Genomic DNA, 18,460 nt, shown 5'->3' on the forward strand with positions numbered 1-18,460 from the left:
TGCGACGGAGGAGCACCCATGACGGGCGTCGACCCCCTGCTGCCCGGGGACCCCGAGCGGCTGGGCCCGTACGAGCTGGCCGGGCGGCTGGGCGAGGGCGGGCAGAGCATCGTCTACCTGGGACGGAGGGAGGACGGCGCGGAGGCGGCGATCAAGCTGCTGCGAGCCCGGCTCAGCCGCAACCCCGAGTGGCGGTCGCGGTTCGAGCGGGAACTCGCGGTCATCGGGCGGGTCGCCGGGTTCTGCACCGCGCAGGTCCTGGACGCCGACTTCTCCGGCGACGCCCCGTACGTGGTGAGCGAGTACGTCCCCGGCCCGTCGCTCAGCGCGCAGGTCGGCGCGCACGGGCCGCGCACCGGGACCGACCTGGACCGGCTGGCGATCGGCACCGTCACCGCGCTCGCCGCGATCCACCGCGCCGGGATCCTGCACCGCGACTTCAAGCCGTCGAACGTCCTGATGGGGCCGGACGGCCCGCGCGTCATCGACTTCGGCATCGCGCGGGTGCTCGGCTCCTCCTCGTCGTCCAAGGGCAGCGGGATCATGGGGACGCCCTCCTACATGGCGCCCGAGCAGATCGCCGACGGCGACCTCGGCGCGGGCGTGGACATGTTCGCCTGGGCGGCGACGATGGTGTTCGCCGCGACCGGACGGCACCCCTTCGGTAACGACAACATCTCCGCAGTGTTCCACCGGATCCTGCACTACGAGCCGGACATGTCCGCGCTCCCGGACACGCTGCGCGGCGTCGTCGCCGCCTGCCTGGCCAAGGACGCCGCGCGCCGCCCCGAGGCCCAGCAGGTGCTGCTCGACCTGCTCGGCGGCGCCGCCCCGGCCGCCCCCGCCGCGCCGTACGGGGCGCGGGACGACCGGGCGCTGAGCACCGGCGCGCAGTTCGCGGCGCCCCCGCACGTCCCGCCGCACCCGTCCCCGCCCGCGCGGCCGCGCGCGTCCGCCGACCCCCCGTCCCCGCCCGCCCCGCCGCTCGGTGGCGCCCACCCGCCGCCCCCGGGGGCGGAGGACGGTACGCACCCGGCCGGCTCGACCGACACCGTCCCGCCGGTCCGGCCCCGGCGGAGGCTGCGGATCGCCGCGCTCGCGCTGCCGGTGGTACTGCTCGCCGGCGGCGGCGCGGCCTGGGCGGTGGTGGCCGCCGCGTCCGGCGGCGAGGACCCGCCCGCGTCCACCGACGCCGCGGCGCCGCCGGCCGGCGCGGCCGCCGGCGTCCGGTCCGCCGAGCACGCGGTCGAGACGGTGCTGAGCTTCGACCACGCGTCCTACGAGCGGAACGTGACCGCCGCGCACGGGGTGTCCACCGAACGGTACGGCGCCGACTACGACCGCCAGCTCGCCGCCCGCGACTACCGCGCGGAGCTGGAGTCGAAGGACGGGTCGGTGACCACGGACATCGCCGGTTCCGCGGTGGTCTCCGCCACCCCGGACTCGGTCACGGTCCTGACGTACGTGGAGCGGACGGTCCGCGCGTCCGGCGCCGAGCCGAACGAGCTGCGGGATCCGATGCGCGCCACCGTGATCCGGCGCGGCGACCGCTGGCTGCTCGACACCCTCTACACGCTCCGGGCCGGTTCCCCGCGCGCCCGGACCGACGGTGCGCGCTGGCCGGGGGCCCGGGCCCGGGACGTCCTGTCCGTCGTGGCGCGGCACCCGTCGATCGCGGCGGGCACGATCGTGGGGGCGGGGCTGCGGCCGGGCGGGTCCGGCGACGAGATCACGGCGCTGGTGGCGCTCGGCGAGTGCACCTCGGCCTGCGACGACGCGGACCCCATCGGCGTCCACCAGGTGCGCGTCGGCAAGGCGGGCGACGGCTGGCGGGTGATCGGCGCGCGGAAACTGTGAGCCGGCCGGGACGGAAAGGGGCGCCTTCCGGTGGGAGGCGCCCCTTCCCGAGCGGGTCGGGAACCCGTGATCACGATTCCCGGATCACGACTCCCCGGCCTCGCGGCGGCGCGTCATCGCGACCGCGGCACCGCCCGCCGCGATGGCGGTCAGGCCGAGCGCCACCAGCGGGAGCGCGTCGGTGCCGGTGAACGGCAGCTCCTTCGGCGGCGTGATCCGGCCCGCGATCGTCCCGCTTCCGTCGCCGCTCCCGGCCAGCCCGCCGCCCGTCCCGGACGGGAGGTCGGGCGGCATCGGCGACGCGGGCGACGACGGGTCGCCGGGCAGCGGCGGCGGCTCCGGGCTCGGCGAGTCCGGGTCCTCCGGCGGCGTCGGCGGGGTGGGCGGCGCATCGTCGTCCGGCGGGGCGGGCGGCGTCGGCGGGGTCGGCGGGGTCGGGGGAGTGGGCGGCGCGTCCGCGCAGCCCGACCCGACGCAGCCGCTCAGCCCGAGCCGCGCGGAGATCGGGGTGCCGCCCGCCGCGGACGCCCGCACGCCCAGCGTCGTCCCGGCGGCGATCATCGGCGTCCCGGCCGACACGGTCGCGCCCGTGTCCAGATTCAGCGCGGCGCTTCCCAGCGGCGTCCCGGCGTGGGCGCCCAGCTCCGCGCCCGCCTCGACCGTGGCGTCGTCCAAGCCCACGCTCGCGCCGGCGCGCAGCCGGAGGCCCGCGTCGGCGTGCGGGGTGCGGACCCCGGCGGTGAGGCCGACGCCCGCGGTCGCGGTCCGCGTCCGCTCGTCGTAGTCGAGGTCGGCGTCGAGCCGGAGCTCCAGGCCGAGGGCCTGCTCCTGCCGGGCCTCCGCCCGGTCGGGCCGCTTCGGCTGTTCCGGCTGTTCGGGCCGTTTCTGCGCCTTCTGCTCGACGGGCCCGCTCTCGCGGGGGGAGTCGCCGCCGGTCTTGCCGGTCTTCGCCTTCTTGCTCTCGGCGGGGGCCGATGCCCCGCCCTCCGCCGCCCGCTTCGGCTCGGGCTCGTCGCGTTCGAACGTCCGGACCACGGGCTCGGCGGCGCGCCGCAGCGCCGCGCCGGCGTCGCTCTTCCCCGTGCTGATCTTCCCCGTGTTCCGCGGCTCCGCCTGCCTCGCCTTCTTGGCTTTGGCCCGCTTGGCGTTGGCCGCGCTCTTGGCCGGTTGGTCGGCCGCGGCGCGGGCGGGAGCGCGTTCGGCGGAGAGCCGGGCGGTCTCGGCGTGGGAAACGCCGCTCATGGCGGCGATGCCCAGAACCGTCGCCCCGGCCGTCACCGCCAATCTCCTACCTTGGTGCACCAGTGCTCCTGAGGGTCGGGTGGTTGCACAACCTGCGAGCACGTTGGCACGCGAAGTAGTTGATGTGAACATCAAGTCATATATTTGGGTAGAGATTCACATCGGTCACTGCTGTCATTTGTGACATTTTTGGAGTCCGCGATACTGGTGGGCATGACACGGGTGATCGCGGGGAGCGCGGGCGGGCGGCGGCTGGCCGTCCCGCCGGGACGGGACACGAGGCCGACCAGCGACCGCGCCCGCGAGGGCCTGTTCGCGACGGTCCTCGCCCTCCTCGGATCCCTGGACGGGCTGCGCGTCGCCGACCTGTACGCGGGCTCGGGGGCGGTCGGTCTCGAGGCCCTGTCGCGCGGCGCCGCGCACGCCCTGCTCGTCGAGTCGCACCCCCGCGCCGTGAGGGTGCTCCGGCAGAACGCGAAGGACCTCGGGCTGGCCGGTGCGGTGCCGTGCGCCGACAAGGTCGAACGCGTCGTCCGCCGCGCGCCCGACGCCCCCTACGACCTGATCTTCGCCGACCCCCCGTACGCGCTGGCCGACGCGTCCGTCACCGAACTGCTCGAGGGCCTGCGCGACCACGGCTGGACGGCCCCGGACGCGCTCGTCGTCGTCGAGCGCGCGGCACGCGGCCCCGCGCTGCGCTGGCCCGAGGGGTACGGGGCCGAGCGGGACCGGCGGTACGGCGAGGCCGTGTTCTGGTACGGCACCGCCCGCTGAGGCCGCGCGCCGGCGACCGGTGAAGGGCGCCTCCGGGGGCGGGCGCGTTCGGGACGGACCGGTGAGCCCGGGTGAAAGCGGGCAGAATGCGATTTGGTACGTTCGCGCCGCAGGTCAGAAACCGGGAACGAAGGGGTTCGCGCCGTGCGCCGTGTCGTCTGTTGTCCGGGATCGTTCGACCCCGTGACCAACGGTCACCTCGACATCATCAGCCGCGCCTGCGGGCTGTACGACGAGGTGGTCGTGGCCGTGCTGATCAACAAGAACAAGCAGAGTCTGTTCACCGTCGACGAGCGCGCGGACATGATCGCCGAGGTGACCGAGCCTTACGGGAACGTCCGCGTGGACACGTTCTACGGCCTCACCGTGGACTACTGCAAGGAACAGAACATTCCCGTCATCGTCCGGGGGCTGCGCGCCGTCAGCGACTACGAGTACGAGCTGCAGATGGCGCAGATGAACCACCGCATCGCCGGCGTCGAGACCCTCTTCATGGCGACGAACCCCGAGTACGCCTTCCTCTCCTCCAGCCTGATGAAGGAAGTCGTCAGGTTCGGCGGCGACATCTCCGGCCTCGTTCCCGACAGCGTCCACGAACGGCTCATCGAGCGGCTGCGCGAGGCGGACTGAGACCGGCCCGGGGCGAGCCCGGGCCCGAGAGGCGGGGCGGCGGCGCCGATCGGCTGGTGGGAGGGCCGTGAGTTGGGGCATGCGCCCGGCGTTCGGTATCCTGGGACATCGGCCATCACCGACGGCCCGAATTCCCATGCCTCACGAAAGCAGGATTCCGCTGACACGCCTCGACCCCAATGCGCCGCTCGTGCTCGACACCCGGGCACTCGGCAGGCAACCCGGGTCGTCGCGCGAGGAGCACCTGAGCGTGCCGGCTCCGGAGGATTTCGGTGTGGAGATGGTGGGCGTCCCCGAGGGCGCCGCGATCGAGCTGGACCTGCGGCTCGAGGCGGTGCTGGAGGGGGTGCTCGTCACCGGCACGGCGACGGTCCCCCTCACGGGGGAGTGCGCTCGCTGCCTCGACCCGATCGCCTCGACCTTCGAGGCGGACTTCCAGGAGCTCTTCGTCTATCCTGACACCCGCTCCGGCGGGAACGCCGAAGACGACGAGCTCTACCTCGAGGACGATCTGATCGACCTCGAACCGCTGCTCCGAGACGCGGTGGTGCTCGCGCTGCCGCTCTCGCCGCTGTGCCGGGACGACTGTCCCGGCCTGTGCGCGGAGTGCGGGGTCCGGCTGGCCGACGCCGGCCCGGACCACCGGCACGACGTCGCCGACCCCCGGTGGGCGGCACTGCGTGACCTGGCCGCCGGCATGGCGGCCGACACCCCGGAGCGGGGGAGCGGGAGCCCAGGCGCCCGCGGTACATCCGACCGACGACAAGGAAAGCAGGAGGGCTGACGTGGCCGTCCCGAAGCGGAAGAAGTCCCGCAGCAACACGCGGCACCGGCGCGCGCAGTGGAAGACCGCGGCGCCGACCCTGGTCGACTGCCCGACCTGCCGCGACAAGAAGCTGCCCCACACCGCCTGCGCGACGTGCGGCACCTACGACCGGCGGCAGGTCATCACCCCGTCGGCCTGAGTCTTCTCCGCATCCCGGGGGGCGGCCCCGCGCACACGGCGCGGTCCGCCCCTCCAGGTGCGTGAAGGCACGACCACCCCGGCGCGCGACGTCGGCGTGGTGTCCGGCACGGCGGCCTGTGCCCGGAGCCGTGGTGCACGCCGGGATCAGCCGAACCGGCGCGCACCTCGTCTTCGCGGACCTCGCCGCGGGGTGACCCCGCCCGGCCCGTCCGTTCCCCGCGTCTCGCGCGGGGAACGGCAGGGCCGCCCCTCCTCGTGCCGCGCCCTCCGCCGTCCCCGGCCATCCGGCCGGCGCGCCATCGAGGCGACCGCGCGACCGCGCGGCGCACGGCCTGCGAGGAGGGCCAGATGAGCGCCAAGAAGACCGACCCCGCGCCCGATCGCGCGGAACTGACCCGCGCCCTCGGCGTCGAGGTCGACGACGCGCTGCTGGAACGCGCGCTGACGCACCGTTCGTACGCGTACGAGAACGGCGGCCTGCCCACCAACGAGCGCCTGGAGTTCCTCGGCGACTCGGTGCTGGGCCTCGTCGTCACCGACACCCTGTACCGGGGGCACCCGGACCTGCCCGAGGGGCACCTGGCCAAGCTGCGCGCCGCCGTGGTCAACATGCGCGCCCTCGCCGGCGTCGCCCGCGGGCTCGGCGTCGGCGCCCACATCCGGCTCGGCCGCGGCGAGGAGGGCACCGGCGGCCGCGACAAGGCCTCGATCCTCGCCGACACGCTCGAGGCGCTGATCGGCGCCGTCTACGTCGACCGCGGTCTGGACGAGGCGTCCGCGCTCGTCCACCGGCTGTTCGACGCCCTCATCGCGCGCTCGGCCGGTCTCGGCGCCGGCCTCGACTGGAAGACGTCCCTGCAGGAGCTGACGGCCGTCGAGGAGCTCGGCGTGCCCGAGTACCACGTCGCCGAGAGCGGCCCCGACCACCAGAAGACGTTCCGGGCGTCGGTGCGGGTGGGCGGCGAGACCTACGGGTCCGGGGAGGGCCGCAGCAAGAAGGAGGCCGAGCAGCACGCCGCCGAGGCCGCCTGGAACGCCATCCGCGACATGGCCGCCGAGCGGGAGGGCGCCAGGAAGGCGGGGCAGGACCAGGCGGGCCAGGACCGGGCCGGCCGGGACGGCGCCGCCGGCGCCGGCCCCGCGGCGGCGGGCGACGGCCGCAACGGCGACGGCCGGGGTCCGCGTCCCGCCGGGCTCGCCGGTGCCTGAGCTGCCCGAGGTCGAGGTCGTCCGGGCCGGTCTCGACCGCTGGACGACCGGCCGCACGGTCGAGAAGGCCGAGGTCCTGCACCCCCGCGCGGTGCGCCGCCACGAGACCGGACCGGCCGACTTCGCCGGGCGGCTCGCGGGCCGCACCGTCCTGCCGCCGCGCCGCCGCGGCAAGTACCTGTGGCTGCCGCTGGCCGACCCCGCGGACGCCGCGGGCGCGCCGCCGTCCGAGGCGCTGCTGGCCCACCTCGGGATGAGCGGGCAGCTGCTGGTCGGCGCACCCGGCCGGGAGGCGCAGAAGCACCTGCGGGTGCGGATCGCGTTCACCGACGACCCCGCGGCCGACCCTCTCGACCTGCGCTTCGTCGACCAGCGGACGTTCGGGCACCTGATGGTCACCGACCTCGTCCCCGACGCCGTCTCCGGTGCCGCCGGGCCCGCGCCGGACGGTACCGGGCTCGTGCCCGCCCCGATCGTGCACATCGCCGCCGACCCCCTCGAGGCGGCGTTCGACGGCGACGCGCTGTACCGCGCCCTGCGCCGCCGCAAGACCGGCGTCAAGCGCGCCCTGCTCGACCAGTCCCTGATCAGCGGCGTCGGCAACATCTACGCCGACGAGGCGCTGTGGCGGGCGCGGCTGCACTGGGCGCGCCCGACCGAGACGCTGACGCGCGCCGAGGCGGCCCGGATCGTCCGGGCCGCGCAGGACGTGATGGGCGCGGCGCTCGCCGTCGGGGGGACCTCGTTCGACAGCCTGTACGTCAACGTCGACGGCGAGAGCGGCTACTTCGAGCGCTCCCTGGACGCCTACGGCCGCCGCGACGAGCCGTGCCGCCGCTGCGGGGCGCCGATCCGGCGCGACGAGTTCATGAACCGTTCGTCCTACAGCTGCCCCGTGTGCCAGCCGCGTCCGCGCCGCGCGCGGTACTAGGGTGCCCTGGTCGAACGGCTGACGAGGGAGAACGCGAATGGACGACGAGGCGGTGCGGCTCACCGCGTGGGTGCGGGGCCGCGTGCAGGGCGTCGGGTTCCGCTGGTGGGTGCGGGCGCGCGCACTGGAGCTCGGCCTGGTCGGCAGTGCCGCGAATCTGAGCGACGGCCGGGTCGAGGTGGTGGCCGAGGGGCCGCGCGACAGATGCCGCCGGCTGCTCGAGATGCTGCACCCCGACGCGACGTCCGGTGGCCCGCCGCCGTCGGGCGCCCCGGGCCGTCCGGGCGCCGTGACGGGCGTGACCGAACGGTGGAGCGAGCCCCGCGGGACCGCCGACGGTTTCGAGGAACGGTGAACGGGTACGGATGTCCGGTTTATACCTGCTAAACTAGATGGTGAACGGTTGTTACCGGCCTGTGATGTGCGTCTTGACCAGGACACCGGCCGGTGCGACTCTAGTTGATACGCGCACCGACATCAGTTGCTTCTCGTGCGCGATCCCTGCTGGTTGCTCAGCGTGGAGGACCTTTAGTCATGGCGAAGGCTCTACTCGGCCACGTCGGCGGTCCCGACCCCCGGATGGTCGCGGAGATGCGGCGCCTTCAGCAGCGCGTACGTGACCTGGAAGCCGAACTTGTACGGCTCCAGGCGGAGAACGACGCGCTCGCGACGGCGAACGACGACGACGTGATGTCGCTCGCGGTGAAGGACCGTGAACCGGCGCTGACCTGACGGCGCCGACGAATCATTCAACACAGGGACGCTGGGAGTCCGGCGTCCCTAAAATTCTGCCCACGGGACCGTCCGGCCGACGAGCGCCGGACCGGTCCGTGGTCTGCGGCACATGCCCGTCCATCGCTTCGGCGGTCCACGCCCGGGCCGCCGCGGTCGCGTGCGAACTCGGCTCTCGAGATCGTCCGGACTCGATCGCGCGGCGCACTCCCGGGCGGGACGGAGCGATGGCCGGTCGCGCGCGCCGCTCGGGGCGGCGTAGGCGAACACGGCGCGGTGTGACGGGCCGCGGGGCGTCCTGACCGGTATCCTCCTCGGAATGCCCGGCCCCCGCGCGGCGTGATCCGCGGCTCGACCCGCGCCGCGAGCGGGGACGGCGACCGAGCATCGGGCCCGGCGGGGGAGGCCCTCCGGCGCCGCGAACGGCGCGCGCTCCGCCCCCGGCCCCGGCACACCGACCGGAGGAGGACGGGAAGCGCGTGTATCTGAAGAACCTGACGTTGCGCGGCTTCAAGTCCTTCGCGTCGTCGACCACGCTGCGGTTCGAGCCCGGCATCACCGCCGTCGTGGGCCCCAACGGGTCCGGCAAGTCCAACGTCGTGGACGCGCTCGCGTGGGTGATGGGCGAGCAGGGCGCGAAGTCGCTGCGCGGCGGCAAGATGGAGGACGTCATCTTCGCCGGCACCGCGAACCGGGCGCCGCTCGGCCGCGCGGAGGTCGTGCTGACGATCGACAACGCCGACGGCGCGCTGCCCATCGACTACACCGAGGTCACGATCAGCCGGCTGATGTTCCGGTCGGGCAGCAGCGAGTACGCGATCAACGGCGACTCGTGCCGGCTGCTCGACATCCAGGAACTGCTCTCGGACTCCGGCATCGGCCGCGAGATGCACGTCATCATCGGGCAGGGGCAGCTCGACCGCGTGCTGCACTCGGGCCCGGAGGGCCGCCGCGCGGTGATCGAGGAGGCGGCGGGCGTCCTCAAGCACCGCAAGCGCAAGGAGAAGGCGCTGCGCAAGCTCGACGCGATGCAGGGCAACCTGACGCGCGTCCAGGACCTGACCGGGGAGTTGCGCCGCCGGCTCAAGCCGCTCGGCAAGCAGGCGGAGATCGCCCGGAAGGCGGCGGTGATCCAGGCCGACCTGCGGGACGCGCGGCTGCGGCTGCTGGCCGACGACCTGGTCACCCTGCGCACGAAGCTGGAGCAGGAGGCCGCCGACGAGGCCCAGATCCGCGAGCGCCGCACCGAGACCGAGCGGGCCCTCGCGCAGGGGCAGGAGCGCGAGGAGGCGCTGGAGGCCGAGGAGGCCGTCGCGGCGCCGCGGCTGAAGCGGGTGCAGGACACCTGGTACCGGCTGTCGGCGCTGCAGGAGCGGCTGCGCGGCGTCGCGGACCTGGCCGCCGAGCGCCACCGCAACGCCGCCGAAGCCCGCGAGGACGAGCGGCGCGGCCGTGACCCCGAGGACATGGAGCGCGAGGCCGCCGAGATCCGGGAGCAGGAGGAGACGCTCCGCGCGGCCCTGGACGAGGCGCAGGACGGGCTCGCCGACGCCGTGCAGGAGCGGACGGGCGTCGAGGAGGCGCTCGCGGGCGAGGAACGGCGCCTGCAGGCCGCGGCCCGCGCCGCCGCCGACCGGCGCGAGGAGCTGGCGCGGCTGCGCGGCCGGGTCGAGGCGCTGCGCAGCAAGGCGGCGGCCGGAAGGTCGGAGATCGGGCGGCTCGCGGAGGCGCGGGACGAGGCGGAGCGGCGGGCCGAGAGCGCGCGGGCCGACTTCGAGGCGTTCGAGGCCGAGGTCGTCGAGGACCCCGCGCTGGCGGCCGAGCACGAGGCGGCGCAGGAGGCGCTCGCCACCGCCAAGGACGCGGCCGAGGGCGCGCGAGGGGCGGTGGCGGGGCCGCGCGGCGCCGTCAAGGAGGCGCGGCAGGCCATCGCGGCGGCGCGCAGCGCCGACCAGGCCGCGCAGAAGAAGGTCACGGCGCTGCAGGCGCGGATCGAGGCGCTCAACCTGACGCTGTCGGCCGCCGCCGACGGCGGCGAGGCGCTGCTGGAGGCGGGCTCGGACGGGTCCCTCGACGGGGTGCTCGGCACGGTCGCGTCGCTGCTGACCGTCCGGCCCGGGTACGAGACGGCCGTCGCGGCCGCGCTCGGGAACGCCGCCCAGGCCGTCGCCGTCGGATCGCTGGACACCGCCGCGGCGGCGCTCGCGCTGCTGCGGTCGCGGGACGCCGGACACGCCGGGCTGCTGGTCGGCGGCGGCCCGAACGGCGACGGCACCGCGCGGATCGACGGCATCGACTACGCGGTCGACGCGGTGACCGTCCCGGACGGCGTCCGCCGCGCTCTCGCGCACCTGCTGCGGGACGTCGCGGTGGTCGACGACGTCCCGTCGGCCGTCGCGCTCGTCCGGCGCGAGCCCGCGCTGCGCGCCGTGACCCGGGACGGGGAGCTCGTCGGCGCGCACTGGGCGCAGGGCGGCGCGGCGGGCGGCGCCCAGAGCCTGCTGGAGATGCGGACCACCCTCGACCAGGCCGCCGAGGATCTCGCCGCGGCCGAGACCGCCGCGGAGACCGCCGCCGCCGAGCTGGCCGCCGCGACCGAGGCGGAGCAGGCGGCGCAGTCCGCGCTGGAGGCCGCGGAGGCCGCCGCGAACGAGGCCCAGACGGGCGTGAACCGTGCCCAGTCCGATCTCGACCGGGTCCGCGCGCGGGTCCGCGAGTTCGAGGCGCGCGCCGCGCAGGAGGCCAAGCGCGCCGCCCGGCTGGAGGCCGACGTCCGCGCCGCCCGCGGCGAGGCCGAGCGGCTGACCAAGTCGCTGGACGCCGCGAACGAGTCCCTCGAGCAGGACGTGCGCGCCGCCGACGACCTGGCCCTGCGGCTGGCCGAGGCCGAGGAGGCCGCCGACGTCGCCGACGAGGCCGGGCACGACACCGAGGCGCGCGACGAGCTGAACGCGCGCGTCCAGGAGCTGCGGTCGGCCGAGATGGAGGCGCGGCTGGCGGTCCGGACGGCCGAAGAGCGCGTGCAGGCCATCGCGGGGCGCGCCGACGCGCTGGAGCGCGGCGCCCGCCGGGAACGCGAGGAGCGGGCCCGTGCCGCCGAGCGGCGTGCCCGCCGCGAGATGCAGGCCCGCGTCGCCGAGGCCGTCCTGACGGGCGCGCGGACGGCGCTGCAGCGCATCGAGCTGTCGCTGGCGGCGGCCGTGCGGCGGCGCGAGGCCGCCGAGGAGGCCCGCGCGGCGCGCGAGGCCGAACTCAAGGTCGTCCGCAACCAGGTGCGGGACCTGTCGGCGACGCTGGAGCGCCTCGTGAACGTCGTGCACGGCAACGAGGTGGCCCGCGCCGAGCAGCGGCTCCGGCTGGAGCAGCTCGAGCAGCGGGCGATGGACGAGTACGGGCTGGAGGTCGACGCGCTCGTCGGCGAGTACGGGCCGGACGTCCCCGTGCCGCCGGGACCGGACGCGGGCGAGGAGACCGGGGAAGAGGCGCGGCCCGTCCCGTACGAGCGGGCCGTGCAGGAGAAGCGGGCCAAGACGGCCGAGCGGCAGCTCAACCAGCTCGGCAAGGTCAACCCGCTGGCGCTGGAGGAGTTCGCGGCGCTGGAGGAGCGGCACGCGTTCCTCAACTCCCAGCTCGAGGACCTGAAGAAGACCCAGCGGGAGCTGCTCGGCCTCGTCAAGGAGGTCGACGAGCGGGTGCAGCAGGTGTTCGGCGCGGCCTACGCCGACACCGCCCGCGAGTTCGAGCGGATCTTCGCGCGGCTGTTCCCGGGCGGCGAGGGCAGCCTGTCGCTGACCGAGCCCGAGGACATGCTGGCCACCGGCGTGGAGGTGGCGGCCCGGCCGCCCGGCAAGAAGGTGAAGCGGCTGTCGCTCCTGTCGGGCGGGGAACGGTCCCTGGTCGCGATCGCCTTCCTCGTCGCGGTGTTCAAGGCCCGGCCGTCGCCGTTCTACGTGCTGGACGAGGTGGAGGCGGCGCTGGACGACACCAACACCCAGCGGCTGATCACGGTCTTCGAGGAGCTGCGCGAGTCGTCCCAGCTGATCGTCATCACGCACCAGAAGCGGACGATGGAGGGCGCGGACGCCCTGTACGGGGTCAGCATGCGCGGCGACGGGGTGACCCAGGTCGTCAGCCAGCGACTGGAGAAAACTGACAAGTCCTGACTTCTCGACCATTGTCCGGAATGGTCTTTTTGGTGGGGCCGGATAACGGGCATCGAGTGCCCGTTCCGCGGGGAAATCGCGCCACCCGACGTTCCGCCGTCGGCCGTGTCGCCCCGTCCGGGCTCCGTTCGAGCCCGCGCCCGTCCCGCCATCGCCGCAGGGCGGCGCGTGATGGCGCCCGTGCCGGGCAGAAAACGTGAGCACCCCTCGGATTCAGTCGTCACCCGTGGTGACCGCGCGGGGACGGTCGCGGGCTTGTGCACCGCCGATTCGATCCACTACGCATATGCCCCGTGGTTCTCGGGACCCCTGTTCCGGACACCCCGCCCGGCACGGAGGACCACTGGAGAGGTGTGTCATGGACGCGCAGCGTCTCAAGCGGAACTTCGCCCTGGTGGGCGAGCACGGCATCGACGTCGCGGAGTACTTCTACGCCGACCTGTTCGAGCAGAATCCGCAGGTCAGGTCTTTGTTCGGTGGTGCGATGGCCAAGCAGCACGAGAAGCTGCTGGCCGCGCTGTCGCACATCGTGGGGGCGGTGGACGACGAGGCCGAGCTCGTCCCGTACCTGCGGGATCTCGGCCGCCGGCACAACGGCTTCGGCGTCGTCGCCGAGCACTACCCGCACGTCGGGGCGAGCCTGATCGCCACCCTCGCCCATTTCAGCGGACCGGAATGGAACGCCGACCTGGAGCGGGACTGGACGGCCGCCTACGGCGTCGTTGCCCAGGTCATGCAAGAGGCCGCCGCCGATCCCGTCGCCTGACCCGGCGCCGCCGACCGCCCCCCGCCATGGACGCACAGCGCCTCAAGGACAGCTTCGCCCTGGTCGCGCAGCACGGTGACGCCGTCGCGCTCTTCTTCTACGCCGACCTTTTCGTCCGCAACCCGCACCTTCGCGACATGTTCCCCATCGGGATGACCGGGCAGCGCGACAAGCTGCTGCGGGCCCTCGGGACGATCGTGTCGCGGGTCGACGACCTGCCGAACCTCGTCCCGTTCCTGCAGCAGCTCGGCCGCGACCACCGCCGGTTCGGGACCATCGCCGAGCACTACCCGCAGGTCGGCGCCAGCCTGCTCGGCACGCTGCGGCACTTCGCCGGCCCCGCCTGGAACGACGACCTCGAGAGCGACTGGAACGCCGCCTACAGCCTGGTCGCCAAGGTCATGCTGGAGGCCGCGGACGAGGACGCCCTGAACCGGCCCGCCTGGTGGAACGGGCAGGTCGTCGCCGTCGAACGGCGCCGCTTCGACATCAGCGTCCTGCGCGTCCAGCCCGACCGGCCGCTCCCGTACCGGCCCGGCCAGTCGGTGGCGCTGGAGGTGCCCGCCCGGCTGCGGCACTGGCGGTACTACTCCATGGCGAACGCCCCGCGCCCCGACAACTCCGTCGACTTCCACGTCCGGCTCGTCGACGGCGGCCCGGTCAGCCCTGTGCTGGTGCGCGGCACGCGGACCGGCGACCGCGTCCGGATGGGCGCCCCGATCGGCACGCTCACGCTGGACGAGTCGTCCCCCCGCGACGTCCTGCTCGTCGCGGGCAGCACCGGCCTCGCGCCGCTCAAGGCGATCCTCGAGCAGATCGCCGGCCGTCCGTCCCCGCCCCGGGTGCACCTGTTCTTCGGCGCCCGCGACCGCGACGGCCTCTACGACCTCGAGGAGCTGACCAAGCTGGCCGAGGCGATGCCCTGGCTGACCGTCGTGCCCGCCGTCTCGGACGACACGGGCGGGCACGGCTTCTCCACGCTGCTCCAGTCGGGCGCGTTCCAGTCCGGGCAGTCCGGGCAGTTCAACGAGTCCGGCCGGTTCCAGGCGGGCGGTGACGACATCGAACACGGGACCCTCGCCGACGTGGTGGCCCGCCGCGGCCCCTGGACCGACCACGACGCCTACGTCTGCGGATCCGCCGAGATGGTGCGGGGCACCGTCGAGCGGCTCGTCCGGTCCGGGGTCGGGCGCGAACGCATCCGGCTGGAATCCTTCGCAGACGCACAGAGGTGACCCGTTGAACTCCCCGAACCTTCCCGTCGTCTCCCAGGGGACGCGGCTGACCCCGGGCGAACTGCAGTCGGTCGTGTTCGCCCGGGCGGCGCTGGGCCGCCGCGGGTACGACGAGGACCAGGTACGCGACTTCCTGCAGTACGTCGAGAGGGAGCTCGTCCAGATCTTCAGCGAGAAGTCGGCGCTGGCCGAGGAGGTCGACCGGCTGCGCGCGCGGGTCGGCTCCGCCGCCTCGCCGGGCTCCGGCGCCGGGGGAGCGGGCGTGCTGGCGCCCCAGGACGCCCACTTCCAGGCCGTCCGGATCCTCTCCCAGGCGCAGCAGACCGCCGACCTCTACGTCGCCGACGCCGAGCGCTACACCCGCGAGCTCGCGCACGAGGCCCGCCTGCACCGCGAGGCGGTCCTGTCCGACGCCAAGGGCCGCGCCGAGCAGATGCTGGAGGAGGCCCACCGCCGGGCCGCCGCGATCGCCGACGCCGCCGTGCGCGAGGCCGAACGGGCCCCGGCGGCCGCACCGCCCGCACCGTCCGCGCCCGCACCGTCCGCGCCCGCGTCGCCGCCCTCTCCGGACGACGGCGGCGACGAGCGGCGGCGCCTGGAGAGCGAGGTCGCCTACCTGCGCACCTACAGCGACGTCTACCGCAGCCACCTGCGCACCTACCTCGAGGCGCTGCTGCGCAACGTCGACGAGTGGGAGGGCTCGGAGCGGGCATCCCTGTCCGGAGGAGCCCCGGAGCCGCCACAGCTCCGGGGCTGATCGCGTGCGCCCGTGGCGCGGGCGCGCCACGGGGAGACCATGCGGCCGGCGCAGCGTGTTCTGCGCCGGCGCGCCGGTCTGGAAAACTGGGGGCGCTATGGGAATGGAATACCTGATCCTCATCGCCGTGCTGGCCGTCGTCGGCCTGATCGTCGGCGGATTCCTGCTGCTGCGGCCGGGCCGCACCAGGCCGCGCCCGCCCGCCGAGGAGCCCGCCGAGGAGCGGCGCGGCGGCGCGACCGTCGTCGACGAGGCGGAGGGCACGGCCCCGACGCTCGAGCGGGCGCCGCCCACCGAGGCTCCCGCGCCGCCGCCGACGGTCGAGATCGAGAAGCCGCCGCCCGGCGCGGGACGGCTCGTCCGGCTGCGCGCCCGGCTCGCCCGCTCCCAGAACGCCTTCGGCAAGACCCTCCTCGGGCTGCTGTCGCGCGAGACCCTCGACGACGACGCCTGGGAGGAGATCGAGGACACCCTCATCACCGCCGACATGGGCGCCGCCGTCGCCGCGCAGGTCACCGACGAGCTGCGCACGCGCGTCCAGGTCCTCGGCACCCGCGACGTCGCCGAGGTGCGGGCGCTGCTCAAGGAGGAGCTGGTCAAGCAGATCGGCGCCGACCTGGACCGGTCGCTCGACACCGGCCCGCACGGCGGACGGCCCGCCGTGCTGATGGTCGTCGGCGTCAACGGCACCGGCAAGACCACCACCTGCGGCAAGCTCGCGCGCGTCCTCGTCGGCGACGGGCGCACCGTGCTGCTGGGCGCCGCCGACACCTTCCGCGCCGCCGCCGCCGACCAGCTCGAGACGTGGGGCAACCGCGTCGGCGCCCAGGTCGTCCGCAAGGACGAGGGCGCCGACCCCGCCAGCGTCGCGTTCGACGCCGTCAAGCAGGGCATCGACACCAAGGTCGACGCCGTCATCGTCGACACCGCCGGCCGGCTGCACACCAAGACCGGGCTGATGGACGAGCTCGGCAAGGTCAAGCGGGTCGTCGAGAAGCAGGCCCAGGTCGACGAGGTCCTGCTCGTCCTGGACGCCACCACCGGCCAGAACGGCATGCAGCAGGCCCGCGTGTTCGCAGAGGTCGTCAACATCACCGGCGTCGTCCTGACGAAACTGGACGGGACGGCGAAGGGCGGCATCGTCGTCCAGGTGCAGCGCGAACTCGGCGTCCCCGTCAAGCTCATCGGGCTCGGTGAGGGCCCCGACGACCTCGCGCCCTTCGAGCCGGAGGCGTTCGTCGACGCGATCCTCGGCGACTGACCGCCGGCTCCTCCCGCCCCGGAGCCCCGCCCGCCCCAGCGCGTGCGGGGCTCCCTCATGCCTGGGAGTTTCCGGTCCTCCACGGCCCTCACGGCGGTCTGTGAGGAAACCGAAACAAATCGGCAACATGGCGGGTGTCCTTTTCACACCGAGGAAACGCGAGAGCCCCCGGCGCGAAACGGCCGAGGCCCAATCTCTGAACAGTTCGATTTCCCCGGCGAGGAGGGGCACTGGCAGAGATGACAGTCGACAGCGGAAGCACCGCATGGATGTTGACGAGCACCGCGCTCGTCCTCCTGATGACACCGGGCCTGGCCTTCTTCTACGGGGGCATGAGCCGGGCCAAGAGCGTGCTCAACATGATGATGATGAGCTTCGTCTCCATCGCCGTGGCGGGCATGGTCTGGGTCGTGTACGGATACTCGCTCGCGTTCACCTCGGGCGGATCCCTCAGCTCGTTCATCGGCGGATTCGGCGACTGGGGCCTGGTCGGCCTGGAGAACGTCGCGACCGCCGACGACGGCTCCGGAATCCCGCAACTGGTCTTCGTGGCGTTCCAGGCGACGTTCGCCATCATCACCGTCGCGCTCATCAGCGGCGCCGTGGCGGACCGTGCCAAGTTCGGGGCCTGGGTCCTGTTCATCCCGGTCTGGGTGACGCTCGTGTACCTGCCGATCGCGCACTGGGTGTGGTGGTCGGACGGCGAGGAGAACGGCCAGGCGGGCTGGATCTTCGAGCTCGGCGCCCTCGACTTCGCGGGCGGCACGGTCGTGCACATCAACGCCGGCGTCGCGGCGCTCGCGCTCGCGCTCGTCCTCGGCAAGCGCAGGGGCTGGCCCAAGGAGCCGATGCGCCCGCACAACCTCCCGTTCGTCCTGCTCGGCGCCGGCCTGCTGTGGTTCGGCTGGTTCGGGTTCAACGCCGGATCCGCCCTCTCGGCCGGCTCGACGGCCGCGGTCGCGTTCGTCAACACGCTCGCCGCCACCTGCGCCGCCGGGTTCGCCTGGATCATCGTGGAGAAGCTGCGGGACGGCTCGTCCACCACGCTCGGCCTCGCGTCCGGCATCGTCGCCGGGCTCGTCGCGATCACCCCGGCGTGCGCGTTCGTCACCCCGCTGGGCGCCATCGCCATCGGCCTCATCGCCGGTGCCGTCTGCGCCTTCGCGGTCAGCCTCAAGTACAAGCTCGGCTACGACGACTCGCTGGACGTCGTCGGCGTCCACCTCGTCGGCGGCATCATCGGCGCCCTGCTGATCGGCATCGTCGCCACCACCGCCGTCAACGACGCCGGCGCCGACGGGCTGCTGGCCGGCGGCGGTATCGGCCTCCTCGGCAAGCAGGCCCTCGCGGTCGTCGCGACGCTCGCCTACTCGTTCATCGTGACCTACGTGATCGCCAAGGTCATCGACCTGGTGATGGGCTTCCGGATCAGCGAAGAGGACGAGCTCGCCGGCATCGACAGCACGGCCCACGCCGAGACCGCCTACGACTTCGGCGCCGTCCGCGCCGGATCCGGCGCCACCCGCGCGTCCGTCGCGTCCGCGCCGGTGCAGGATGAAGGCGTGCAGGACGAGACCAAGGAAGAGGTGCGGGGATGAAGCTCGTCACCGCGGTGATCAAGCCGTTCAAGCTGGACGAGGTCAAGGCGGCCCTCGAGACCTTCGGGGTGCGCGGCATGACCGTCAGCGAGGCCAGCGGCTACGGCCGCCAGAAGGGCCACACCGAGGTCTACCGGGGCGCCGAGTACAAGGTCGACCTCGTGCCGAAGCTGCGCATCGAGGTCCTGGTGGACGGCGAGGACGCCGACGACATCATCGACGTGCTGGTCAAGGCCGCCCGTACCGACAAGATCGGTGACGGCAAGGTCTGGGCCGTCCCGGTCGACACGGTCGTCCGCGTCCGGACCGGCGAGACCGGCCCGGACGCCCTGTAGGGC

Annotated in this window: 17 protein-coding genes; 16 read left to right on the top strand and 1 reads right to left on the bottom strand. The window is 74.1% G+C overall.

Going from position 1 to position 18,460, the window contains the following annotated elements:
• Positions 1 to 18: 18 nt before the first annotated feature.
• A complete protein-coding gene (locus F7P10_RS33745; RefSeq protein ID WP_151015731.1) occupies positions 19 to 1,857 on the top strand; it encodes a serine/threonine-protein kinase in 1,839 nt (612 codons plus the stop codon).
• Between the two features lie 84 nt (positions 1,858 to 1,941).
• On the opposite strand, the gene F7P10_RS42845 is transcribed toward F7P10_RS33745, so the two are convergent.
• Positions 1,942 to 3,135 carry a hypothetical protein gene (locus tag F7P10_RS42845; RefSeq protein ID WP_176611759.1) on the bottom strand — a complete coding sequence of 398 codons (1,194 nt, stop codon included), beginning with the start codon at positions 3,133 to 3,135 and terminating at the stop codon, positions 1,942 to 1,944.
• Positions 3,136 to 3,312: 177 nt separating this feature from the next.
• On the opposite strand from F7P10_RS42845, the gene rsmD reads away from it, so the two are divergent.
• The 15 genes from rsmD (at position 3,313) to F7P10_RS33825 (ending at position 18,457) form a co-directional block, all read left to right on the top strand.
• The gene (rsmD, locus tag F7P10_RS33755) at positions 3,313 to 3,873 is read left to right on the top strand and encodes a 16S rRNA (guanine(966)-N(2))-methyltransferase RsmD (protein WP_151015733.1); all 561 of its coding nucleotides are present in this window, start codon (positions 3,313 to 3,315) and stop codon (positions 3,871 to 3,873) included.
• A 144-nt stretch (positions 3,874 to 4,017) separates the two neighbouring features.
• Entirely contained in the window at positions 4,018 to 4,503 is a 486-nt protein-coding gene (gene coaD, locus F7P10_RS33760) for a pantetheine-phosphate adenylyltransferase (RefSeq protein WP_151015735.1), read from the top strand.
• A 136-nt stretch (positions 4,504 to 4,639) separates the two neighbouring features.
• The gene (locus F7P10_RS33765) at positions 4,640 to 5,287 is read left to right on the top strand and encodes a DUF177 domain-containing protein (RefSeq protein WP_151015737.1); all 648 of its coding nucleotides are present in this window, start codon (positions 4,640 to 4,642) and stop codon (positions 5,285 to 5,287) included.
• A gap of 1 nt (position 5,288) precedes the next feature.
• Positions 5,289 to 5,468 carry a 50S ribosomal protein L32 gene (rpmF, locus tag F7P10_RS33770; RefSeq protein ID WP_026405302.1) on the top strand — a complete coding sequence of 60 codons (180 nt, stop codon included), beginning with the start codon at positions 5,289 to 5,291 and terminating at the stop codon, positions 5,466 to 5,468.
• Between the two features lie 350 nt (positions 5,469 to 5,818).
• On the top strand, positions 5,819 to 6,679 hold the full coding sequence (gene rnc / locus F7P10_RS33775) for a ribonuclease III (RefSeq protein WP_151015739.1): 861 nt from the start codon (positions 5,819 to 5,821) through the stop codon (positions 6,677 to 6,679).
• Positions 6,672 to 7,610 carry a bifunctional DNA-formamidopyrimidine glycosylase/DNA-(apurinic or apyrimidinic site) lyase gene (mutM, locus tag F7P10_RS33780; RefSeq protein WP_151015741.1) on the top strand — a complete coding sequence of 313 codons (939 nt, stop codon included), beginning with the start codon at positions 6,672 to 6,674 and terminating at the stop codon, positions 7,608 to 7,610. The genes rnc and mutM overlap by 8 nt, the downstream gene beginning before the upstream one ends.
• Positions 7,611 to 7,647: 37 nt before the next feature.
• Positions 7,648 to 7,965 (top strand): acylphosphatase, encoded by a 318-nt coding sequence (locus F7P10_RS33785; RefSeq protein ID WP_151015743.1) that lies wholly within the window; start codon positions 7,648 to 7,650, stop codon positions 7,963 to 7,965.
• Between the two features lie 179 nt (positions 7,966 to 8,144).
• Positions 8,145 to 8,342: a hypothetical protein gene (locus F7P10_RS33790; protein WP_151015745.1), complete on the top strand. Its 198-nt coding sequence runs from the start codon at positions 8,145 to 8,147 to the stop codon at positions 8,340 to 8,342.
• 479 nt (positions 8,343 to 8,821) lie between these two features.
• Positions 8,822 to 12,505: a chromosome segregation protein SMC gene (gene smc, locus F7P10_RS33795; RefSeq protein ID WP_151015747.1), complete on the top strand. Its 3,684-nt coding sequence runs from the start codon at positions 8,822 to 8,824 to the stop codon at positions 12,503 to 12,505.
• Positions 12,506 to 12,863: 358 nt separating this feature from the next.
• Positions 12,864 to 13,271: a globin domain-containing protein gene (locus F7P10_RS33800; protein ID WP_176611760.1), complete on the top strand. Its 408-nt coding sequence runs from the start codon at positions 12,864 to 12,866 to the stop codon at positions 13,269 to 13,271.
• Between the two features lie 26 nt (positions 13,272 to 13,297).
• The gene (locus F7P10_RS33805; RefSeq protein ID WP_151015751.1) at positions 13,298 to 14,506 is read left to right on the top strand and encodes a globin domain-containing protein; all 1,209 of its coding nucleotides are present in this window, start codon (positions 13,298 to 13,300) and stop codon (positions 14,504 to 14,506) included.
• 4 nt (positions 14,507 to 14,510) lie between these two features.
• Positions 14,511 to 15,263, top strand: coding sequence for a DivIVA domain-containing protein (locus tag F7P10_RS33810; protein ID WP_151015753.1), 753 nt, complete (start codon positions 14,511 to 14,513; stop codon positions 15,261 to 15,263).
• Between the two features lie 103 nt (positions 15,264 to 15,366).
• The gene (gene ftsY / locus F7P10_RS33815; protein WP_151018450.1) at positions 15,367 to 16,524 is read left to right on the top strand and encodes a signal recognition particle-docking protein FtsY; all 1,158 of its coding nucleotides are present in this window, start codon (positions 15,367 to 15,369) and stop codon (positions 16,522 to 16,524) included.
• A gap of 239 nt (positions 16,525 to 16,763) precedes the next feature.
• Positions 16,764 to 18,122, top strand: coding sequence for an ammonium transporter (locus F7P10_RS33820; RefSeq protein ID WP_151015755.1), 1,359 nt, complete (start codon positions 16,764 to 16,766; stop codon positions 18,120 to 18,122).
• On the top strand, positions 18,119 to 18,457 hold the full coding sequence (locus F7P10_RS33825) for a P-II family nitrogen regulator (RefSeq protein WP_151015757.1): 339 nt from the start codon (positions 18,119 to 18,121) through the stop codon (positions 18,455 to 18,457). The genes F7P10_RS33820 and F7P10_RS33825 overlap by 4 nt, the downstream gene beginning before the upstream one ends.
• The last annotated feature ends 3 nt before the right edge of the window (positions 18,458 to 18,460 follow it).

This window comes from Actinomadura sp. WMMB 499, from assembly GCF_008824145.1.
In the GTDB taxonomy this organism is placed as follows: domain Bacteria; phylum Actinomycetota; class Actinomycetes; order Streptosporangiales; family Streptosporangiaceae; genus Spirillospora.

Excerpts from the sequence above, each read along its gene's own strand:
- F7P10_RS33765 (WP_151015737.1), top strand. The coding sequence starts at position 4,640 with ATGCCTCACGAAAGCAGGATTCCGCTGACACGCCTCGACCCCAATGCG.
- ftsY (WP_151018450.1), top strand. The coding sequence starts at position 15,367 with ATGGAATACCTGATCCTCATCGCCGTGCTGGCCGTCGTCGGCCTGATC.
- F7P10_RS33800 (WP_176611760.1), top strand. The coding sequence starts at position 12,864 with ATGGACGCGCAGCGTCTCAAGCGGAACTTCGCCCTGGTGGGCGAGCAC.
- F7P10_RS33805 (WP_151015751.1), top strand. The coding sequence starts at position 13,298 with ATGGACGCACAGCGCCTCAAGGACAGCTTCGCCCTGGTCGCGCAGCAC.
- rnc (WP_151015739.1), top strand. The coding sequence starts at position 5,819 with ATGAGCGCCAAGAAGACCGACCCCGCGCCCGATCGCGCGGAACTGACC.
- F7P10_RS33745 (WP_151015731.1), top strand. The coding sequence starts at position 19 with ATGACGGGCGTCGACCCCCTGCTGCCCGGGGACCCCGAGCGGCTGGGC.
- F7P10_RS33790 (WP_151015745.1), top strand. The coding sequence starts at position 8,145 with ATGGCGAAGGCTCTACTCGGCCACGTCGGCGGTCCCGACCCCCGGATG.
- rsmD (WP_151015733.1), top strand. The coding sequence starts at position 3,313 with ATGACACGGGTGATCGCGGGGAGCGCGGGCGGGCGGCGGCTGGCCGTC.
- F7P10_RS33785 (WP_151015743.1), top strand. The coding sequence starts at position 7,648 with ATGGACGACGAGGCGGTGCGGCTCACCGCGTGGGTGCGGGGCCGCGTG.
- F7P10_RS33820 (WP_151015755.1), top strand. The coding sequence starts at position 16,764 with ATGACAGTCGACAGCGGAAGCACCGCATGGATGTTGACGAGCACCGCG.
- F7P10_RS33825 (WP_151015757.1), top strand. The coding sequence starts at position 18,119 with ATGAAGCTCGTCACCGCGGTGATCAAGCCGTTCAAGCTGGACGAGGTC.